12 protein-coding genes are annotated in these 16,957 nt (G+C 68.6%); 8 read left to right on the top strand and 4 right to left on the bottom strand.

All coding sequences use genetic code 11. The features are described 5' to 3' along the window. The first annotated feature begins 46 nt into the window (after window positions 1-46). Window positions 47-541 carry a MarR family winged helix-turn-helix transcriptional regulator gene (locus AWC06_RS17180; RefSeq protein WP_085199217.1) on the top strand — a complete coding sequence of 165 codons (495 nt, stop codon included), beginning with the start codon at window positions 47-49 and terminating at the stop codon, window positions 539-541. A 6-nt stretch (window positions 542-547) separates the two neighbouring features. Beyond that, window positions 548-1,222 carry an SDR family oxidoreductase gene (locus AWC06_RS17175; RefSeq protein ID WP_085199216.1) on the top strand — a complete coding sequence of 225 codons (675 nt, stop codon included), beginning with the start codon at window positions 548-550 and terminating at the stop codon, window positions 1,220-1,222. On the opposite strand, the gene leuS is transcribed toward AWC06_RS17175, so the two are convergent. Continuing rightward, on the bottom strand, window positions 1,219-4,107 hold the full coding sequence (leuS, locus tag AWC06_RS17170; protein ID WP_085199215.1) for a leucine--tRNA ligase: 2,889 nt from the start codon (window positions 4,105-4,107) through the stop codon (window positions 1,219-1,221). The two genes, AWC06_RS17175 and leuS, sit on opposite strands and share 4 nt — an antisense overlap. A 188-nt stretch (window positions 4,108-4,295) precedes the next feature. Here leuS and AWC06_RS17165 point away from each other — a divergent pair, with 188 nt between their 5' ends. After that, complete coding sequence (locus tag AWC06_RS17165; protein WP_085199214.1) at window positions 4,296-5,213, top strand: LpqN/LpqT family lipoprotein; 918 nt, start codon at window positions 4,296-4,298, stop codon at window positions 5,211-5,213. A 7-nt stretch (window positions 5,214-5,220) separates the two neighbouring features. Here the strand turns inward: AWC06_RS17165 and AWC06_RS17160 are convergent, their stop codons facing one another. Beyond that, window positions 5,221-5,826 (bottom strand): YqgE/AlgH family protein, encoded by a 606-nt coding sequence (locus tag AWC06_RS17160; protein WP_085199213.1) that lies wholly within the window; start codon window positions 5,824-5,826, stop codon window positions 5,221-5,223. A 130-nt stretch (window positions 5,827-5,956) separates the two neighbouring features. On the opposite strand from AWC06_RS17160, the gene AWC06_RS17155 reads away from it, so the two are divergent. After that, window positions 5,957-7,240 carry an MFS transporter gene (locus AWC06_RS17155; protein ID WP_211281983.1) on the top strand — a complete coding sequence of 428 codons (1,284 nt, stop codon included), beginning with the start codon at window positions 5,957-5,959 and terminating at the stop codon, window positions 7,238-7,240. A gap of 10 nt (window positions 7,241-7,250) precedes the next feature. Continuing rightward, the gene (locus AWC06_RS17150) at window positions 7,251-8,024 is read left to right on the top strand and encodes a TIGR03084 family metal-binding protein (RefSeq protein WP_085199211.1); all 774 of its coding nucleotides are present in this window, start codon (window positions 7,251-7,253) and stop codon (window positions 8,022-8,024) included. A gap of 73 nt (window positions 8,025-8,097) precedes the next feature. Here the strand turns inward: AWC06_RS17150 and AWC06_RS17145 are convergent, their stop codons facing one another. Continuing rightward, a complete protein-coding gene (locus tag AWC06_RS17145; RefSeq protein ID WP_085199210.1) occupies window positions 8,098-8,607 on the bottom strand; it encodes a pullulanase in 510 nt (169 codons plus the stop codon). 24 nt (window positions 8,608-8,631) lie between these two features. Next, window positions 8,632-10,074: a CCA tRNA nucleotidyltransferase gene (locus AWC06_RS17140; protein ID WP_085199209.1), complete on the bottom strand. Its 1,443-nt coding sequence runs from the start codon at window positions 10,072-10,074 to the stop codon at window positions 8,632-8,634. Between the two features lie 76 nt (window positions 10,075-10,150). Between AWC06_RS17140 and AWC06_RS17135 the strand changes: the two genes are divergently transcribed. Genes AWC06_RS17135 through murJ form a run of 3 tightly spaced genes read left to right on the top strand, consistent with a single transcriptional unit; the run spans window position 10,151 to window position 16,922 of the window. Then, window positions 10,151-10,900: an NUDIX hydrolase gene (locus AWC06_RS17135; RefSeq protein WP_085199208.1), complete on the top strand. Its 750-nt coding sequence runs from the start codon at window positions 10,151-10,153 to the stop codon at window positions 10,898-10,900. After that, on the top strand, window positions 10,897-13,287 hold the full coding sequence (locus AWC06_RS17130; protein ID WP_085199207.1) for a hypothetical protein: 2,391 nt from the start codon (window positions 10,897-10,899) through the stop codon (window positions 13,285-13,287). Before AWC06_RS17135 ends, AWC06_RS17130 begins: the two co-directional genes overlap by 4 nt. Next, window positions 13,284-16,922 carry a murein biosynthesis integral membrane protein MurJ gene (gene murJ, locus AWC06_RS17125; RefSeq protein ID WP_085199206.1) on the top strand — a complete coding sequence of 1,213 codons (3,639 nt, stop codon included), beginning with the start codon at window positions 13,284-13,286 and terminating at the stop codon, window positions 16,920-16,922. The genes AWC06_RS17130 and murJ overlap by 4 nt, the downstream gene beginning before the upstream one ends. The last annotated feature ends 35 nt before the right edge of the window (window positions 16,923-16,957 follow it).

Below are 16,957 nucleotides of genomic sequence, written 5' to 3'. Positions count from 1 at the left end.
CGATTTTCGGGTAAGCCGAACACAAGATCGGTTAGACTGGCGAACTATGGCGGAACGTGAAGCCACCGCGCCGGAGCTCACGCAGCTGGCAGAGGGCCTCCACCGCACGCTGGCCAAGCTGTTTTCCATCCTGCGCCGCGGTGACCCCAGCGCCGGCGCCGCAACAGCCGGAGACCTGACCCTGGCGCAGCTGTCCATCCTGGTGACGCTGCTCGATCGGGGTCCGATCCGGATGACCGACCTCGCCGCGCACGAGCGAGTCCGCACGCCAACGACTACCGTCGCGATTCGCCGCCTGGAGAAGATCGGCCTGGTGAAGCGCTCGCGCGACCCGTCGGACCTGCGCGCGGTGCTCGTTGACATCACGCCGCGCGGGTTAGCGGTGCACCGCGAGTCGCTGACCAACCGGATCTCGGCGTTGGCCGCGTTGCTCAGCCAGCTCAGCGAGTCCGACCTGGACACCCTGACCAAGGCGCTTGCGCCGTTGGAGCGCCTGGCGGCCAGCGAGCCGGTGACCGCCCCGCCCGCCGAACAGGACTGAAAGTCGTTGGCGCGCAAGCCAACCGCACTCATCACTGGTGCCAGCCGCGGGATCGGTTCGGCCATTGCCGCCGCCCTGGCGCCGACGCACACTCTGCTGCTGGCCGGCCGGCCTTCGCCCGGGCTCGACGCCACCGCCGAGCGGCTGGCCGCCACGACGCTGCCGCTGGACTTGACCGACACCGACGCGATCGCGGCCCATGCCGCATCCATCGACGAGCTCGACGTGCTGGTCCACAACGCCGGGGTGTCCATGCCCGGGTCTGTCGCCGAGTCCACCGCCGAACAATGGCGCACCACGTTCGAGATCAATGTGATTGGCGTGGTTGCACTTACGCTGGCGCTGCTGCCGGCGCTGCGACACGCACAGGGCCAGGTGGTGTTCATCAACTCCGGGTCGGGGCGCAGGGTTTCGCCCGGGATGGCCTCCTATTCGGCCAGCAAGTTTGCGCTGCGCGCGTTCGCCGATTCGCTGCGCAACGACGAGTCTGCCCTGCGGGTCACCACCGTCTACCCCGGCCGCGTCGACACCGATATGCAGCGCGAACTGGTCGCGTACGAGGGCGGCGAATACGACCCCGAGCGATTCCTCCGGCCCGACACAGTTGCCGCAGTGGTCGCCGACGTGGTGGCCACCCCGCCGGATGCGCATGTGCACGAGGTTGTGGTGCGCCCTCGCTAGACCACCAAGTTGACGAGCCGCCCGGCAACCACGATCACCTTCTTCGGTGTGGCGCCCGCCAAAAACGCCTGCACCTTCTCGTCGGCCAGCGCGGCCGCCTCGAGCGTGTCGGCGTCGGCGTTGGCGGCCACCGTGATTCGGCCACGGACTTTGCCGTTGACCTGCACCGGGTATTCGACCGTGTCCTCGACCAGGTAAGCCGGGTCGGCCACCGGGAACGGCCCGTGCGCCAGCGATGCGGGATTGCCCAACCGTTGCCATAACTCCTCGGCCAAATGCGGCGCCAGCGGCGCCAGCATCAGCACCAACGGCTCGACCGCCGCGCGGGGCACCGAATCGCGGTGCTCTTTGGTGAGATGGTTGGTGTACTCGATCAATTTGGCCACCGCGGTGTTATTGCGCAGCGCCGCATAGTCTTCCGACACACCCGCGATGGTGCGGTGCAGCAGCCGCAGCGTGTCAGCGTCGAGATCCTGGTCGTCGACCACCCTGATTTCGCCGCTGTACTCGTCGATCACCAGCCGCCACACCCGCTGCAAGAAACGGTATGCGCCCACGACATCCTTGGTCGCCCAAGGGCGTGAGGCCTCCAGCGGGCCCATCGACATCTCGTACACACGCAGCGTGTCGGCGCCGTAGCTGTCGCACATCTCGTCGGGCGACACCGAATTCTTCAGGCTCTTACCGATCTTGCCGAATTCCTGGAAGACTTCGATCTCACCCTCAGGACCCGGGTAGACGAATTTGCCGTCATGCTCGACCACGTCGGCCGCCGGCACATAGGCCCCGCGGCTGTCGGTGTAGGCGAAGGCTTGGATGTAGCCCTGGTTGACCAGCCGACGGTAGGGCTCGCACGAGCTGACATGACCCAAGTCGTAGAGCACCTTGTGCCAGAACCGTGAATACAGCAGGTGCAGCACCGCATGTTCGGCGCCACCGACATACAGGTCGACACCGCCCGGGTCGTCCGGGCCGTGCTCGGCCGGTCGCGGGCCCATCCAGTAGGCCTCGTTCTCTTTGGCGCAGAACCGTTCCGAGTTGTGCGGGTCGGTGTAGCGCAGCTCGTACCAGGAGCTGCCCGCCCAATTCGGCATGACGTTGGTGTCGCGGGTGTAGGGCTTGAGCCCGTCACCGAGGTCCAGCTCGACGTGCACCCAATCGGTCGCCTTGGCCAGCGGCGGCGACGGCTCGCTGTCGGCGTCGTCAGGGTCGAACAGCACCGGCGAATAGTCTTCGATGTCGGGCAGCTCGACCGGCAACGCCGCCTCGTCCAGCGCATGCGGGCGCCCGTCGCCGTCGTAGACGATCGGGAACGGCTCGCCCCAATAGCGTTGCCGCGCGAAAAGCCAGTCGCGCAACTTGTATTCGACGCGGGCCTGACCGCGGCCCTCGGATTCCAACCGCGCGGTGATGGCCTGCTTGGCGGTGGCCACATCCATGCCGTTGAGGTAGCCGGAGTTGACCAGCACGCCGTCGCCGACATAAGCGGCTTGTGAAATGTCGCCGCCGGCAATGACTTCGACGATCGGCAAGCCGAACTCGTGGGCGAACTCCCAGTCGCGATGGTCGTGGCCGGGAACGGCCATGATCGCCCCGGTACCGTATCCGGCCAGCACGTAGTCGGCGATGAAGATCGGCACCCGCTCGTCGTTTGCCGGGTTGATCGCGTACTTGCCCAGAAACACGCCGGTCTTGACCTTGTTCTCCTGGCGTTCCAAGTCCGACTTCGCCGCGATGGCCCGCCGGTAGGACGCGACGGCCTGGGCGGGCGTGTCGGCGCCGAACGTCCAATGGGAGTCCACCCCGTCCGGCCACTCGGCGGCAACCAACTCGTCGACCAGCTCATGCTCGGGGGCGAGCACCAGGTAGGTGGCGCCGAAGAGGGTGTCCGGCCGGGTGGTGAACACCTCGATGTCGCCGGCGTCGCTGCCGAACAGCGCGGCCGCGCCGGTGGAGCGCCCGATCCAGTTGCGCTGCATGGTCTTGACCTGCTCGGGCCAGTCCAGCAGGTCGAGGTCGTCGAGCAGCCTGTCGGCGTAGGCCGTGATCCGCATCATCCACTGCCGCAACCGCTTCCGGAACACCGGAAAGTTCCCGCGGTCACTGCGGCCCTCGGCGGTGACCTCTTCGTTGGACAGAACCGTGCCCAGACCCGGACACCAGTTCACTATCGAATCCGATCGGTACACCAGGCGGTGGCTGTCGATCACGTCGGCCCGCTCACCCGCCGACAGCGTCGACCATTCGCGACCGTCGTCCAACTGCCTTGCGCCGGAGTCGAATTCCGCTAGCAACTCGGCGATGGGACGTGCCTTGTTGGCGGCGGTGTCGAACCAGGCGTTGTAGATCTGCAGGAAGATCCACTGCGTCCACTTGTAGAACTCGACGTCGGTGGTGGAGAAGCTCCGCCGGTTGTCGTGGCCGAAGCCCAGCCGGCCCAACTGGCGGCGGAAGTTGACGATGTTGGCCTCGGTGCGGGTACGCGGATGCGTGCCGGTCTGCACCGCGTATTGCTCGGCGGGCAAACCGAACGCATCGAAGCCCAACGCGTGCAGCACATTACGACCGACCATCCGGAAGTATCGGGCGTAGACGTCGGTGGCGATATAGCCCAGCGGATGACCGACGTGCAGCCCCTCGCCCGACGGATACGGGAACATGTCCTGGACGAACAGCTTGTCGGCGGGCACGGCTGAGCCGTCGGGCGGCGCCAGCGACCCGACCGGATTGAACACGTTGAACGTTCCCCAACTGGCCCAGTTGTCCTGCCAAGTCTTTTCGATACGGCCCGCCAGCTCTGCGGTGTATCGATACCGCGGCGCGTCGGCATCGACGCCGCCGGAGCCGGTGGCGGGGCCCGTCGCGGCCGTCGGGGATTCGGTCACGTCAAACAGGTTATAAGGCGGCCGCGAAGGGGCCCGCGGCCACAGGATGGTCTCGGTTACGTCGCGGGCCGATCATGGCTTCATCCCAGCTCGATTCCAGGTCGATTCCAGGTGCATTCCAGGCCTGGTTGCCGCTCTTTTCCCTGGTTACAGTCGGCTATCTGAGCGACTGGGAAGGACCGACTCTCATGAGACAGATTGCCCGTAGCTGGCGGGTAGTGGTCGCGGGTGTAGCCGTCGGTGCCCTGGGTGTGCTGGGCGTTGCGGGAGCTCCCGCATCGGCGGAACCGGTGTTGCCGCCGCGGCCCAACCCCGTTCCGGCTCCCGCCCCGGCTCCCGTCGTGCCCCTGGCGCCGCAGGCCGTCGCGGTCGCCCCGGGCGCGGTCGGCAACGCCATGCCGGGAACGGCTCCCACAGTGCCGGCGCCGGTCTCGTCCCCGCTGGCCCCGCCGAGGGCCGCGGCGCCCCCGGCGCAGCCGGCGCTGCTGCCTGCCACGTCTGGGACCCTTCGTGACTACTTCCAGGCCAAGAACGTCCAGCTGCAGGCGCAACAGCCGCAAAACTTCAAGGCCCTCGACATCACCTTGCCGGTGCCGCCCGGATGGAAGCAGGTGCCCGACCCCAACGTCGTCGACCCGTTCGTGGTCACCGCCAACCGTGCCAGCAACAGCCTGTACACCTCCAATGCCCAAGTCGTGGTGTACAAACTGATCGGCGACTTCGACCCGAGGGAGGCCATCACCCACGGCTACGTCGACAGTCAACAACTGCCGGCGTGGCGCACCACCAACGCCTCACTGGCCGATTTCGGCGGCTTCCCGTCCGCGATCATCGAGGGCACCTATCGCCAGAACGATATGACGCTCAACACTTCTCGGCGTCATGTGATCGCGACCTCGGGCCCCGACCGCTACCTGGTGTCGCTTGCGGTGACCACCGACGCCGCGCAGGCAGTCGCCGAGGCGCCGGCCACCGACGCCATCGTGAACGGATTCCGGGTCAGCGTGCCGACCGCCAACCCGCCCGCTGCGGCGCCGACGGCCCCGCTGCCCGCGACGCCGGCGCCTGCACCGCTTGCCGGTCACCCGGCTGCTCCGGCGCACTAGCAGCGGTCTAGTTGCGGCTCACGTCGATCGGATGGGTGGCCAGCAGCGACAACGGCAGCGGCTGGCGCCGCAGCACCCGCCCCCACAGGTCGACTCTCGGCTGCACCAAAACGTCAGACGGCAACCCGGATAACACAATCCAGTCGTCGCGCTCGATCTCGCCCTCGAGCTGGCCGATCGTCCATCCGGAGTACCCGGCGAAGATTCGCACCCCCTCCACCAGCGGGGCGATCGACTCGGGGTCGGCGTCGAGATCGACCATCACCATCCGCCCGGCCACGTGCCGTATGCCCGGTAAGCCGTCCGGGTCGGCACCGGCCCGAAGCACCGACAGGCACAGCGCCGCGTCACGCTTCACCGGCCCGCCGATGAACATCGTCTTCGGCTTGGCCGCGAGCTTGGCCCACTGCGGCAACACGTTATAGACGGCGGTCTCGCTGGGGCGGTTGAGCACCACGCCCAGGGTTCCGCCCTCGTTGTGCTCGACGACGTAGATCACGCTGCGGCGGAATGTGGGCTCGAGCAGATCCGTGTTGGCCAACAGCAAGGTTCCCGCCCGCACTCGATGCGCGGCGGGGGCGACATAGTCCTCCGGATCCTCGTGCTGCGCCACGACACCATCATGGCATCCGTGTAGGCCAGTCGTGGTGAACAAACCGGGCGCTCCAAGATATTTGTACTGTTGTCTACGGGGGTACCGCGCCCGGGCGTGCTTGCCGGGCCATCACGGGGAAGTAGGTTCTGTGACCCACACACGCGCACCCGTTGCTGCCTGGCGTTCGGTGCGCAGCTTGCCCGACTTCTGGCGACTGCTGGAATTGCGCACCGCAAGCCAATTCGGCGACGGGCTGTTCCAGGCCGGTCTGGCGGGGGCGTTGCTGTTCAACCCCGAGCGGGCCGCCAGCCCGCTGGCGATCGCGGGCGCGTTCGCGGTGCTGTTCTTGCCCTACTCGCTGCTGGGCCCGTTTGCCGGCGCGTTGATGGACCGCTGGGACCGTCGGCTGGTACTGGTCGGCGCCAACCTGGGTCGGCTCGCGGCGGTGGCCGCGGTGGGATTCTTTTTGGCCGCAGGCGCCGACGACCTGCTGGTGCTGTGCGGCGCGTTGGTCGTCAACGGCTTCTCCCGCTTCGTCTCCTCGGGCCTGTCGGCGGCGCTTCCTCACGTGGTGCCCCGCGAACAGGTGGTCACGATGAATTCGATCGCCAACGCGACGGGTGCGGCCGCCGCTTTCGCCGGGGCGAATTTCATGCTGCTGCCCCGCTGGCTCCTCGGCTCCGGGGACAACGGGGCGGCATCGATCATCTTGCTGGTAACCGTGCCGGTGCTGATCGCGTTGCTGCTGTCGCTGCGATTCGCCGCCCACGTGCTCGGCCCCGACGACACCCAGCGCGCAATCCACGGATCGGTCATCTACACCGTGACCACCGGTTGGGTGCACGGCATGCGCACCGTCCGGGCCCGCCCCACCGTCGCGGCAACCCTGACCGGATTGGCCGCGCACCGAATGGTATTCGGCATCAACACCCTGGTCGTGCTGTTGCTGGTGCGCAGCGGCGGCGTCGCGTCCGCCGGAGCCATCGGCAACGCAGTGTTGTTCGTCGCGGCCGCGGGAACCGGCTCCTTCCTGGCCAACGTGTTGACTCCCCCAGCGGTACGTCGCTGGGGCCGCTACGCCACGGCCAACGGGGCGTTGGCGATCGCGGCGGCCATCCAGATCGTCGGGGCCGGTCTGCAATTGCCCGTCATGGTGAGTTGCGGATTCCTCCTCGGCGCGGCCGGGCAGGTGGTCAAGCTGTGCGCCGACACCGCGATGCAGATCGACGTCGACGACGCGTTACGCGGACACGTCTTCGCGGTGCAGGATTCGCTCTTCTGGCTGGCATTCATCGGCTCAATCACGGTGGCCGCCAGCATCATCCCCCGCGACGGCCACTCCCCTGCGCTGGTGCTGGCCGGGACACTGCTGTACCTGGCCGGGCTCGCAGTTCACGCCATCGTCGGCCGGCTCGCCCAACCGGATCGTTAAGGTACTTGAGATGGCCGGTGTGGATTCGATCGTGGCTGACCTACGCGCCGAAAGCGACGAGCTGGATGCGCTGGTAGCGCCGCTCGCCGATGACCGTTGGGCCACCCCGACGCCTGCCGCGGGCTGGACCATTGCCCACCAGATCGCACACCTGCTGTGGACCGACCGGGTAGCCCACACGGCGGTCAACGACGAAGCCGCCTTCGCCGAGCTGTTGGAGGCCGCCGCGAGCAACCCCACCGGCTTCGTCGACGCGGGCGCCGACGAACTGGCCGCCACGCCTCCTGCCGAGCTGCTCGCCGACTGGCGGCTGACGCGCACCCGTCTGCACGACGCACTGCAGGCGGTTCCCGACGGGCGCAAACTGCCCTGGTTCGGGCCGCCGATGAGCGCCGCCTCGATGGCGACGGCGCGATTGATGGAGACCTGGGCGCACGGACTCGACGTCGCCGACACCCTCGGCGTGCGCCGGGCGCCGAGCGCGCGGCTGCGATCGGTCGCCCACATCGGGGTGCGCACCCGCGACTACGCCTTCGCCGTCAACGGGCTTGCGGCGCCCACCGAGCCGTTCTTCGTCGAGCTGCGCGCCCCCGACGGCGACACCTGGTCATGGGGGCCGCCCGACGCCGCGCAGCGAGTCACCGGCATTGCCGAGGACTTCTGTTTCCTGGTCACTCAGCGCCGCCCGCTGAGCAGCCTGGACATCACCGCTGAGGGGGACGACGCCCGTCGCTGGCTGCAGATCGCCCAAGCCTTCGCCGGCCCGCCGGGCCCTGGGCGCTAATTAGGCGTCGAATGTCGACTTGTTGCACGGTTTTTCGTGATTGGCGCGCATCTTCTCCACGCTCGGCGAATCGCTACAGGGCGCTGGCCGCATCCGCGGTGCCGTCGCCATCGCTGTCGGTGAGCTTCACATCCCATCGGCCGTCGCCGTCGGTGTCGGCGTAGCCCGTCACGCCATTGTCGGCGCCGCAGATCACCCGGTCGGCCAGGCCGTTGGCGTCGCCGTCGAGCAGCCGGTCGTCGGCCTGGCCGTCGCCGTCGAAGTCGACCAGCGGCCCTCCGGTGTGCTCGACGCCGTCGAGCCCGAACCAGCGCAGTTGCCTGTCCCGGTCTGCCGCCACCGACCAAGTGCCGGTCCCGTCGTCGGTGAAGTAGCTTTCCGGACTGCCATCGTTGTCGACGTCCAACACGGCATGGTCGGCGAGCCCGTCACCGTCGAGGTCGGCCAGGGCGTCATCGTGCAGCCCGTCGCCGTCGAAGTCCAGACCGACGGCGTCCAGCCGGCCGTCGCCGTCCAGGTCGAGATTGGGTTCGCCGTTCCACATGGTCGCCACGCCGTCCCCGGCGCCCAAGCAATACTCCATGCGAGTATCGACGCCGCCGCGTCGCTAGCGGTTCCCGCGGGCGCGCCACCACTCCATCAGCTCGGCCGTCGCCTCGTCACGACTCAGCGGCCCGCGGTCCAGCCGCAGCTCCTTCAGGTAGCGCCACGCCTCACCGACCTGAGGGCCCGGCGGGATGCCCAGCAGTTGCATGATTTCGTTGCCGTCCAGGTCGGGGCGGACCCGCTGCAGGTCTTCCTTCGCCGCCAGCTCGGCGATCCGCGCCTCCAGGTTGTCGTAGTTGGCCTGCAGCCGGGCGGCCCGCCGTTTGTTGCGGGTGGTGCAGTCGGCGCGCACCAGCTTGTGCAGGCGCGGCAGCAGCGGCCCGGCGTCGGTGACGTAGCGCCGCACCGCCGAATCGGTCCACTTGCCATCGCCGTAGCCGTGGAACCGCAGATGCAGATACACCAGCTGCGAGATGTCGTCGATCATCTGCTTGGAGTACTTCAACGCCCGCAACCGTTTTCGGGCCATCTTGGCACCGACCACCTCGTGGTGGTGAAAGCTCACCCCGCCGTCAGGTTCGAGCTTGCGGGTGGCGGGTTTACCGATGTCATGCAGCAGCGCCGCCCAGCGCAGCACGAGGTCCGGCCCGTCATCCTCGAGCGCCATCGCCTGGCGCAGCACGGTCAGCGAATGCTGGTAGACGTCCTTGTGCTGGTGGTGTTCGTCGATGGCCATGCGCATGCCGCCGACCTCCGGCAGCACCACATCGCCCAGGCCGGTTTGCACCAGCAGGTCGATCCCGGCGACCGGGTCGTCGCCGAGCAGCAGCTTGTCCAGTTCGCCGGCCACCCGCTCGGCGGTGATGCGGGCCAGTTCCGGGGCCATCTTCTCGATCGCTTTGCGCACTCGCGGCGCGACGGTGAAACCAAGCTGCGCGACGAACCGCGCCGCGCGCAACATCCGCAACGGGTCGTCGCCGAACGACTCCGACGGCGCCGCCGGGGTATCCAGCACACCGGCGCGCAATGCCACCAAACCGCCTAGCGGATCAACGAATTCGCCCGCGCCGGCCGCTGTGATGCGAACCGCCATCGCGTTGACGGTGAAGTCACGGCGCACCAGATCGTCGTCGAGGCGATTCCCGAAACGCACCTGCGGATTGCGTGACACCCGGTCATAACGGTCCGCGCGGAACGTGGTGATCTCCAAGCGATATTCGCCCTTGCCGACGCCGACAGTGCCGAACTCGATACCGGTGTCCCACAGCGCATCGGCCCACGACCGAACGATCTGCTGCACCTGCTCGGGGCGCGCGTCGGTGGTGAAGTCAAGGTCGGGACTGAGTCGGCGCAGCACTGCGTCCCGCACCGATCCGCCCACGAGATATAAGTCATGGCCTGCCGCAGCGAACATCTCGCCGAGCTCACGCAAGACCTGCGCATGCCTGTTCAGCGCGACCGCGGCGGCGGCCAGCAGATCGGCGTCTTGCGCGGTTTCGGGCACGTTGGTTCAGCCTAGTCGGGCCGCCAACGGCGAGTGTGTCCCGGAACGCCCAGGCGTGCCAGCTACTATCGCTTGGGTGTCGGACGGCGAACAAGCCAAACCACGTCGGCGCCGGGGCAGGCGCCGCGCTCGACGCGCCGTCGGGCCGAGCGAGAACCGCACCGACAACAGCGCTCTCGAGGGCGCCGCGGCGGCCAAGCCGGCCAAGTCGGGCCGGTCGCGCTCGACGCGAAACGGTCCGGAACGTCTGCGCACCGTGCATGAAACCTCCGCCGGCGGGTTGGTGATCGACGGTATCGACCGGCCGCGTGAAGAACAGGTCGCCGCGCTCATCGGGCGCGTCGACCGGCGCGGCCGGATGCTGTGGTCGTTGCCGAAAGGTCACATCGAGCTCGGCGAAACCGCCGAGCAGACCGCGATCCGCGAAGTCGCCGAGGAGACCGGCATCCGGGGCAGCGTGTTGGCCGCGTTGGGCCGTATCGACTACTGGTTTGTCACCGACGGGCGGCGCGTGCACAAGACCGTGCACCATTACCTAATGCGCTGCGCGGGCGGAGAGTTGTCCGACGACGACCTCGAGGTCGCCGAGGTGGCGTGGGTGCCGATCGCTGAGCTGCCGTCGCGGCTGGCCTACGCCGACGAGCGCCGCCTGGCCGAAGTGGCCGATGAGCTGATCGACAAGCTGCAAAGCGACGGCCCGGCCGCGCTGCCGCCGCTACCGCCCACCTCGCCGCGGCGGCGACCGCAGACGCATTCGCGCACCCGGCACCGTCGCCCGGACGAATCCACCCGGGGCCGGAAGAACGGTCACGGTCCAGGGCCGTGACTAGCCCGCGGCTTCGGCGGGCCGCGCTGCGCCTCGCCGTAGTGGCCGGCATCCTGACTGGTTTAGGAGCCGCGCTCACGCTACCCACGGCCGCCCCCCGCGCCGCCGCGGGCGAGCCGGGCGCTACTCCGTTCGTCCAGGTTCGGATCGATCAGGTGACCCCCAACGTGGTCACCACCACCAGCGAGCCCGTGGTCAGCGTCACCGGAACCGTGACCAACATCGGCGACCGGCCGGTCCACGACGTGATGGTCCGCCTCGAACACGCCCCGGCGGTGACCGAAACGGCCGGCCTGCGCACCAACCTCGACGGCAGCACCGACCAGTACCAATCCCTCGGCGACTTCCTGACGGTGTCCAACGAGCTAAAGCGCGGTCAACACGCCGGCTTCGCCCTGTCCGCCCCACTTCGCGCGCTGACCAAGCCGTCGCTGGGCATCGATCAGCCTGGCGTCTACCCGTTGCTGGTCAACGCCAACGGAACGCCCGATTACGGCGAACCCGCCCGGCTCGACGACGCCCGCTTCCTGTTGCCGGTGGTGGGTGTGCCGCCCGACCCGCTCGACGCCACCGGCGATGCGTTGGGCTCGGTCGTCGCCCCGGACACCTCCAAACCGGTGGCGATCACCATGCTGTGGCCATTGGCCGATCGGCCGAGGCTGGCCCCGGGCGCGCCGGGCGGCACGATTCCGGTGCGGCTGACGGACGACGAGCTGGCGACCTCGCTGGCCACCGGCGGTCGGCTGGACACCCTGCTGGGCGCCGCCGAGTTCGCCACCAGCCGTAACGTCGACCCAGACGGAGCCGTCGGTCGGTCACTGTGCCTGGCCGTCGACCCGGACCTGCTGGTCACCGTCAATGCGATGACCGGCGGCTATGTTGTCACCGATGGCGGCTCCGGCAGCGCCGCTGCGCACCCCGGCGCCGGGCAGGCCGCAGCCGCGAGCTGGCTGAACCGGCTGCGTGGACTGGCTCACCGGATGTGTGTGGCGCCGGTTCCCTACGCCCAAGCCGACCTCGACGCCGTGCAACGCATCGGCGACGGTGGGCTCAGCGCGATCGCAACCAGCTCCACCGGCGACGTCGTCGATCAAATCCTGGGCATCACCTCGGTCCGCGGCGCAACGCTGATCCCGGACGGCTTGGTGACCCGCCGCACCGTTGACCTGTTGAGTGCCAACGGCAATTCGGTGGTGATCGGCCCCGCCAGCAGCGGCGCGACCGAAGACTCCACCGCCGGGGCCGCTGCCACCGCCGCGACTGCGCCGCAGCGGCTTTCGACACAGGTGGTGGTCGCTCCGTTCGCTCCGGCCGTCGGGGCTGCCCTGGCGGCGGCCGGCTCGGATCCGGTGGCGCCGACCTATCTGGACGGCGCGCTCGCGGTCCCGCTTCGGCATGACTCCGACACCGCCCGGCGCCAGGACGCGCTGGGCGCCATGTTGTGGCGCGGCCTGCGCCCCCGGGTCGGGCCGCGCACCGAGGTCTTACTGCCGCCGGCGAACTGGAACCTGCACTCCGACGACGCGCAAGCGATCCTGACCACGCTGGCCACCGCGATCCGCTCCGGCCTCGCGGTGCCCCGCCCCCTGCCGACGCTTATCGCCGACGCCCAAGCCGTCGGCGGGCCGCCACAACCAACCGTCGCCGGTACCGCCCAACGCGGCCGGTTCGACGACGCCGTCATCACCCGCATCGCCGGCGACCTGGGCCGGCTGTGGGGGCTGACCGCGGCGTTGACGACCGATGCCCGAACCGGATTGACCGGCATCGGCTATACCGCGCCGCTGCGCGAGGACATGTTGCGGGCAGTCAGCCAATCCGAGCGGCCGGACACCCGCAACGGCCTTGCCCAACAGCGTGTGGCGATAGTCGGAAACACGATCGACGACTTGTTCGGGGCTGTCACCATCGTCAACCCGAGCGGGGCCTACACGCTGGCCACCGAGCACAGCCCGCTGCCGCTGGCACTGCACAACGGGCTGGCCGTCCCGATCCGGGTACGGCTGCAGGTCGACACTCCACCAGGAATGACCGTCACCGACATCGGCGAAATCGAGCTGCCGCCAGGGTATCTGCCGCTGCGTGTGCCGATCGAAGTGAACTTCACCCAGCGCGTCGCCGTCGACGTTGCGCTGCGAACCCCCGACGGTGTGCCGCTCGGTGAGCCGGTCCGGCTTTCGGTGCACTCCAACGCCTACGGCAAGGTGTTGTTCGCGATCACCCTGACCGCCGCGGCGATCCTGGTGACGCTGGCGGGACGACGGCTTTGGCATCGTTTCCGCGGCCAGCCGGACCGCGCCGATCTGGATCGCCCGGAGCCCCCTGACCGGCTCGCCCTCGACGACCCTCCCGCGGCCGATCTCGTTGAGGAAGAGCCGCACGTATGAGCCGGCCCGTGCCGCCACCGGCGCAGCGACCCCTGCGGCGACCGGTGGTGCGGCCCCCGCAGGCCAGGCCCGAGCTCTCCGACGCCGCGGTGGTGTCGCGGTCATGGGGAATGGCGTTCGCGACGCTGGTCAGCCGACTCACCGGCTTTGCCCGCATCGTGCTGCTGGCGGCGATCCTGGGTGCCGCGCTGTCGAGCGCATTCTCGGTGGCCAACCAGCTTCCGAACCTGGTCGCCGCGCTGGTGTTGGAGGCCACCTTCACGGCGATCTTCGTGCCGGTACTCGCCCGCGCCGAGCAGGACGACGCCGACGGCGGAGCGGCGTTCGTGCGCCGTCTGGTAACGCTGGCGACCACCTTGCTGTTGGTGACCACGCTGGTGTCGGTGGCCGCCGCGCCGCTGCTGGTGCGGTTGATGCTGGGCCGCACTCCCGAAGTCAACGAGCCGCTCACCACAGCGTTCGCCTATCTGCTGTTGCCGCAGGTGATCTTTTACGGCCTGTCATCGGTGTTCATGGCCATCCTGAACACCCGCAACGTGTTCGGGCCGCCGGCATGGGCGCCCGTCGTCAACAATGTCGTCGCGATCGCCACGCTGGGCGTGTATCTGGCGGTACCCGGCCCGCTGTCGGTCGATCCCGTGCAAATGGGTAACAAGAAGCTGCTGGTCCTGGGAATCGGAACCACGTTGGGGGTGTTCGCGCAGACCGCGGTGCTGTTGGTGGCGATCCGGCGACAGCGCATCAGCCTTCGCCCGCTGTGGGGAATCGACCAGCGGCTCAAACGCTTTGGTGCCATGGCCGCCGCGATGGTGTTTTATGTGCTGATCAGCCAGATCGGTCTGGTGGTGACCAACCAGATCGCCAGCACCGCAGCCGCTTCCGGCCCGGCGATCTATTACTACACCTGGCTGGTGCTGATGCTGCCGTTCGGCATGATCGGCGTGACCGTGCTGACCGTGGTCATGCCGCGGCTGAGCCGCAATGCGGCCGCCGACAACACCCCGGCCGTGCTCGCTGACCTCTCTCTGGCCACCCGGTTGACGATGATCACGCTGATCCCGATGGTCGCGTTCATGACCGTCGGCGGGACGGCAATCGGCAGTGCGCTATTCGCTTACGGCCATTTCGGTGAGGTGGACGCCAGCTACCTCGGCGGGGCGATCGCCTTGTCGGCGTTCACGCTGATCCCCTACGCGCTGGTGCTTTTACAACTGCGGGTTTTCTATGCCCGCGAACAGCCCTGGATACCGATCGTGATCATCGTCGTGATCACCACGGTCAAGATCATCGCCTCGCTGATCGCGCCGCACGTCACCGACAACCCCGATCTGGTCGCCGGGTACCTGGCATTCGCCAACGGCCTGGGATTTTTGGCCGGCGCGATCGTCGGTTACTTCTTGCTGCGCAACGCATTACGGCCACGCGGCGGCCAACTGCTCGGCGCCGCAGAGCTGAGAACCATCCTGGTCACGATCGCCGCATCGTTGCTGGCCGGATTAATAGCCCACGTGGTGGACGAGCTGATGGGAATGCGCCGGCTCACCGCCTTCGGCGGCGGCGCCGGTTCGCTGCTTCGCCTGCTGGTGCTGGTGGTGGTCATGGCGCCCATCCTGGCCGCGGTCATGCTGCGCGCGCGTGTGCCCGAGGCCGTAGCGGCGCTGGCCGCGTTTCGCCGCTGGATCGGCATCGGCCACGCCGGGCCGGGCCCCGACGGCCGGCCGCCGATACGCCCCCGTACAGGCGTAGCCGCCCGCAAAGCGGTCAGGCCCGATCAACTGTCCCGCCCCGAAGTCGTCACGTACCCTGAGCAGAGGAATTCGTCTACGCCGGAGGGATATCCGGTCCAGGAACCGATCCGGCGCAGGCCTTCGGAGCAGTTAGCCGGAGAGGGGACGGGGAGAGGACCGGGGATGACCGAGCGATCATCGGACAACGCCTCGTCCAAGCCTGTCGCAAAGGTCGAGCCGCCGCAGCAGGCCGCCGACGACTTCCAGCCGGACATTCCGCCCGATCTGCAGGTCGGCACCGTTGCGGCGCCGGTCCCGCCGAAGCAATCCAACGGCACGGCGGCGGCCGATGTTGACGCCGACGACCCGTTGGAATTTGACGCGCCGCGCGAGCCCGCGGCCCACCCTTCGCCGTCCCAAGACGAAGTGCACCTGGTTCCGGGTGCCAGCATCGCCCGTGGCCGCTACCGGCTGTTGGTCTTCCACGGCGGCGCACCCCGCCTGCAGTTCTGGCAGGCGCTGGATACCGCGCTGGATCGGCAGGTCGCGCTGACGTTCATCGACCCGGACGGAACCATGGCCGAGGACGAATTGCGCGAGGTCCTGGCGCGCACGCTGCGGTTGAGCCGCATCGAGCAGCGCGGCATCGCCCGCATCCTCGACGTCGTCCACACAGGGCGCGGCGGCCTGGTGGTCGCCGAATGGATCCGCGGCGGTTCGTTGCAGGAGGTCGCCGACACCGCGCCGTCCGCGGTGGGCGCCGCCCGGGCCATGCAAACCCTGGCCACCGCCGCCGAGGCCGCCCACCACGCAGGCGTCGCGTTGTCGATCGATCACCCCAGCCGGGTCCGGGTCAGCATCGAAGGCGATGTGGTGCTGGCCTTCCCGGCGACCATGCCCGACGCCACCCCTGAGGACGACATCCGCGGAATAGGCGCCGCGCTGTATGCCCTGCTGGTCAACCGGTGGCCGCTGAAGGAGAACGGGGCCCGCAGTGGGATGGCGCCAGCCCCGCGGGACGCGGCCGGCCAGCCCGTCGAACCCAGTTCCATGGACCGGGACATCCCCTTCCAAATCTCCGCCGCCGCCGCTCATGCGATTCACGGCGACGGTGGCATCCGCAGCGCGGCAACGCTTTTGAACCTGCTGCAGCAAGCGACCGCGGTGGCTGACCGCACCGAGCTGCTGAGCCCGATCGCGGTCTCGGCGCCGCCACCTCCACCGCCGGGCCGCTTCCGCGCCCCCACGCCGCAGGATGCCCAGCAACATTTGCGCCGCCGCCGCAGCGTGATGGTCGGCGTAGGTGTCGGCGTCGCCATCATCGCGGTGGCGCTGCTGGTTCTGGCGTCGATACTGAGCCGGATGTTCGGCGACGTCAGCGGGCTCGACAAAGACCAGCTGGGCCTCAACGCGCCGTCGGCCAGTTCGACACCCGGCGGCGAGCCGGCCGCGGCCGGCAGCACGGTCAAACCGGTGAACGCCACGGTCTTCTCCCCCGGCGGAGAGGCCGACAACCCCGGCGACGCCGGGCTGGCGATCGACGGCAACCCGGCCACCATGTGGCAGACCGACACCTATCACGACGCCGTTCCGTTCCCGACTTTCAAAAGCGGGGTCGGCTTGCTGTTGCAGCTACCCAAACCGACCGTGGTCGGCGCCGTGACCGTCGACCTCGCAAGCACCGGAACCAAGGTTCAGATCCGCTCGTCGTCCACGTCGACACCGGGCAAGCTCGACGCCACCACCGCGTTGACTCAGCCGACATTGCTGCATCCCGGCCACAACACCATCCCGGTGAAGGCCTCGTCGCCCACCTCTCATCTGCTGGTGTGGATCTCCACGCTGGGCACCACCGACGGCAAAAGCCGGGCGGATATCTCCGAGATCACCGTGCAGGCCGCGTCCTAACAGGTGAAGTGCCGGGCGCCAACCGATTGGTTACT

It is taken from the genome of Mycobacterium fragae (assembly GCF_002102185.1).
Classification (GTDB): Bacteria; Actinomycetota; Actinomycetes; order Mycobacteriales; family Mycobacteriaceae; genus Mycobacterium; species Mycobacterium fragae.
The sequence above is the reverse complement of the archived record's forward strand: the minus strand, read 5'-3'. Positions and strand labels throughout refer to the sequence as shown.

What these genes read in the sequence shown, in the direction of transcription:
- AWC06_RS17180 (WP_085199217.1), top strand. Translation starts at nt 47, where the DNA reads ATGGCGGAACGTGAAGCCACCGCGCCGGAGCTCACGCAGCTGGCAGAG.
- AWC06_RS17165 (WP_085199214.1), top strand. Translation starts at nt 4,296, where the DNA reads ATGAGACAGATTGCCCGTAGCTGGCGGGTAGTGGTCGCGGGTGTAGCC.
- AWC06_RS17150 (WP_085199211.1), top strand. Translation starts at nt 7,251, where the DNA reads ATGGCCGGTGTGGATTCGATCGTGGCTGACCTACGCGCCGAAAGCGAC.
- AWC06_RS17145 (WP_085199210.1), bottom strand. Translation starts at nt 8,607, where the DNA reads ATGGAGTATTGCTTGGGCGCCGGGGACGGCGTGGCGACCATGTGGAAC.
- murJ (WP_085199206.1), top strand. Translation starts at nt 13,284, where the DNA reads ATGAGCCGGCCCGTGCCGCCACCGGCGCAGCGACCCCTGCGGCGACCG.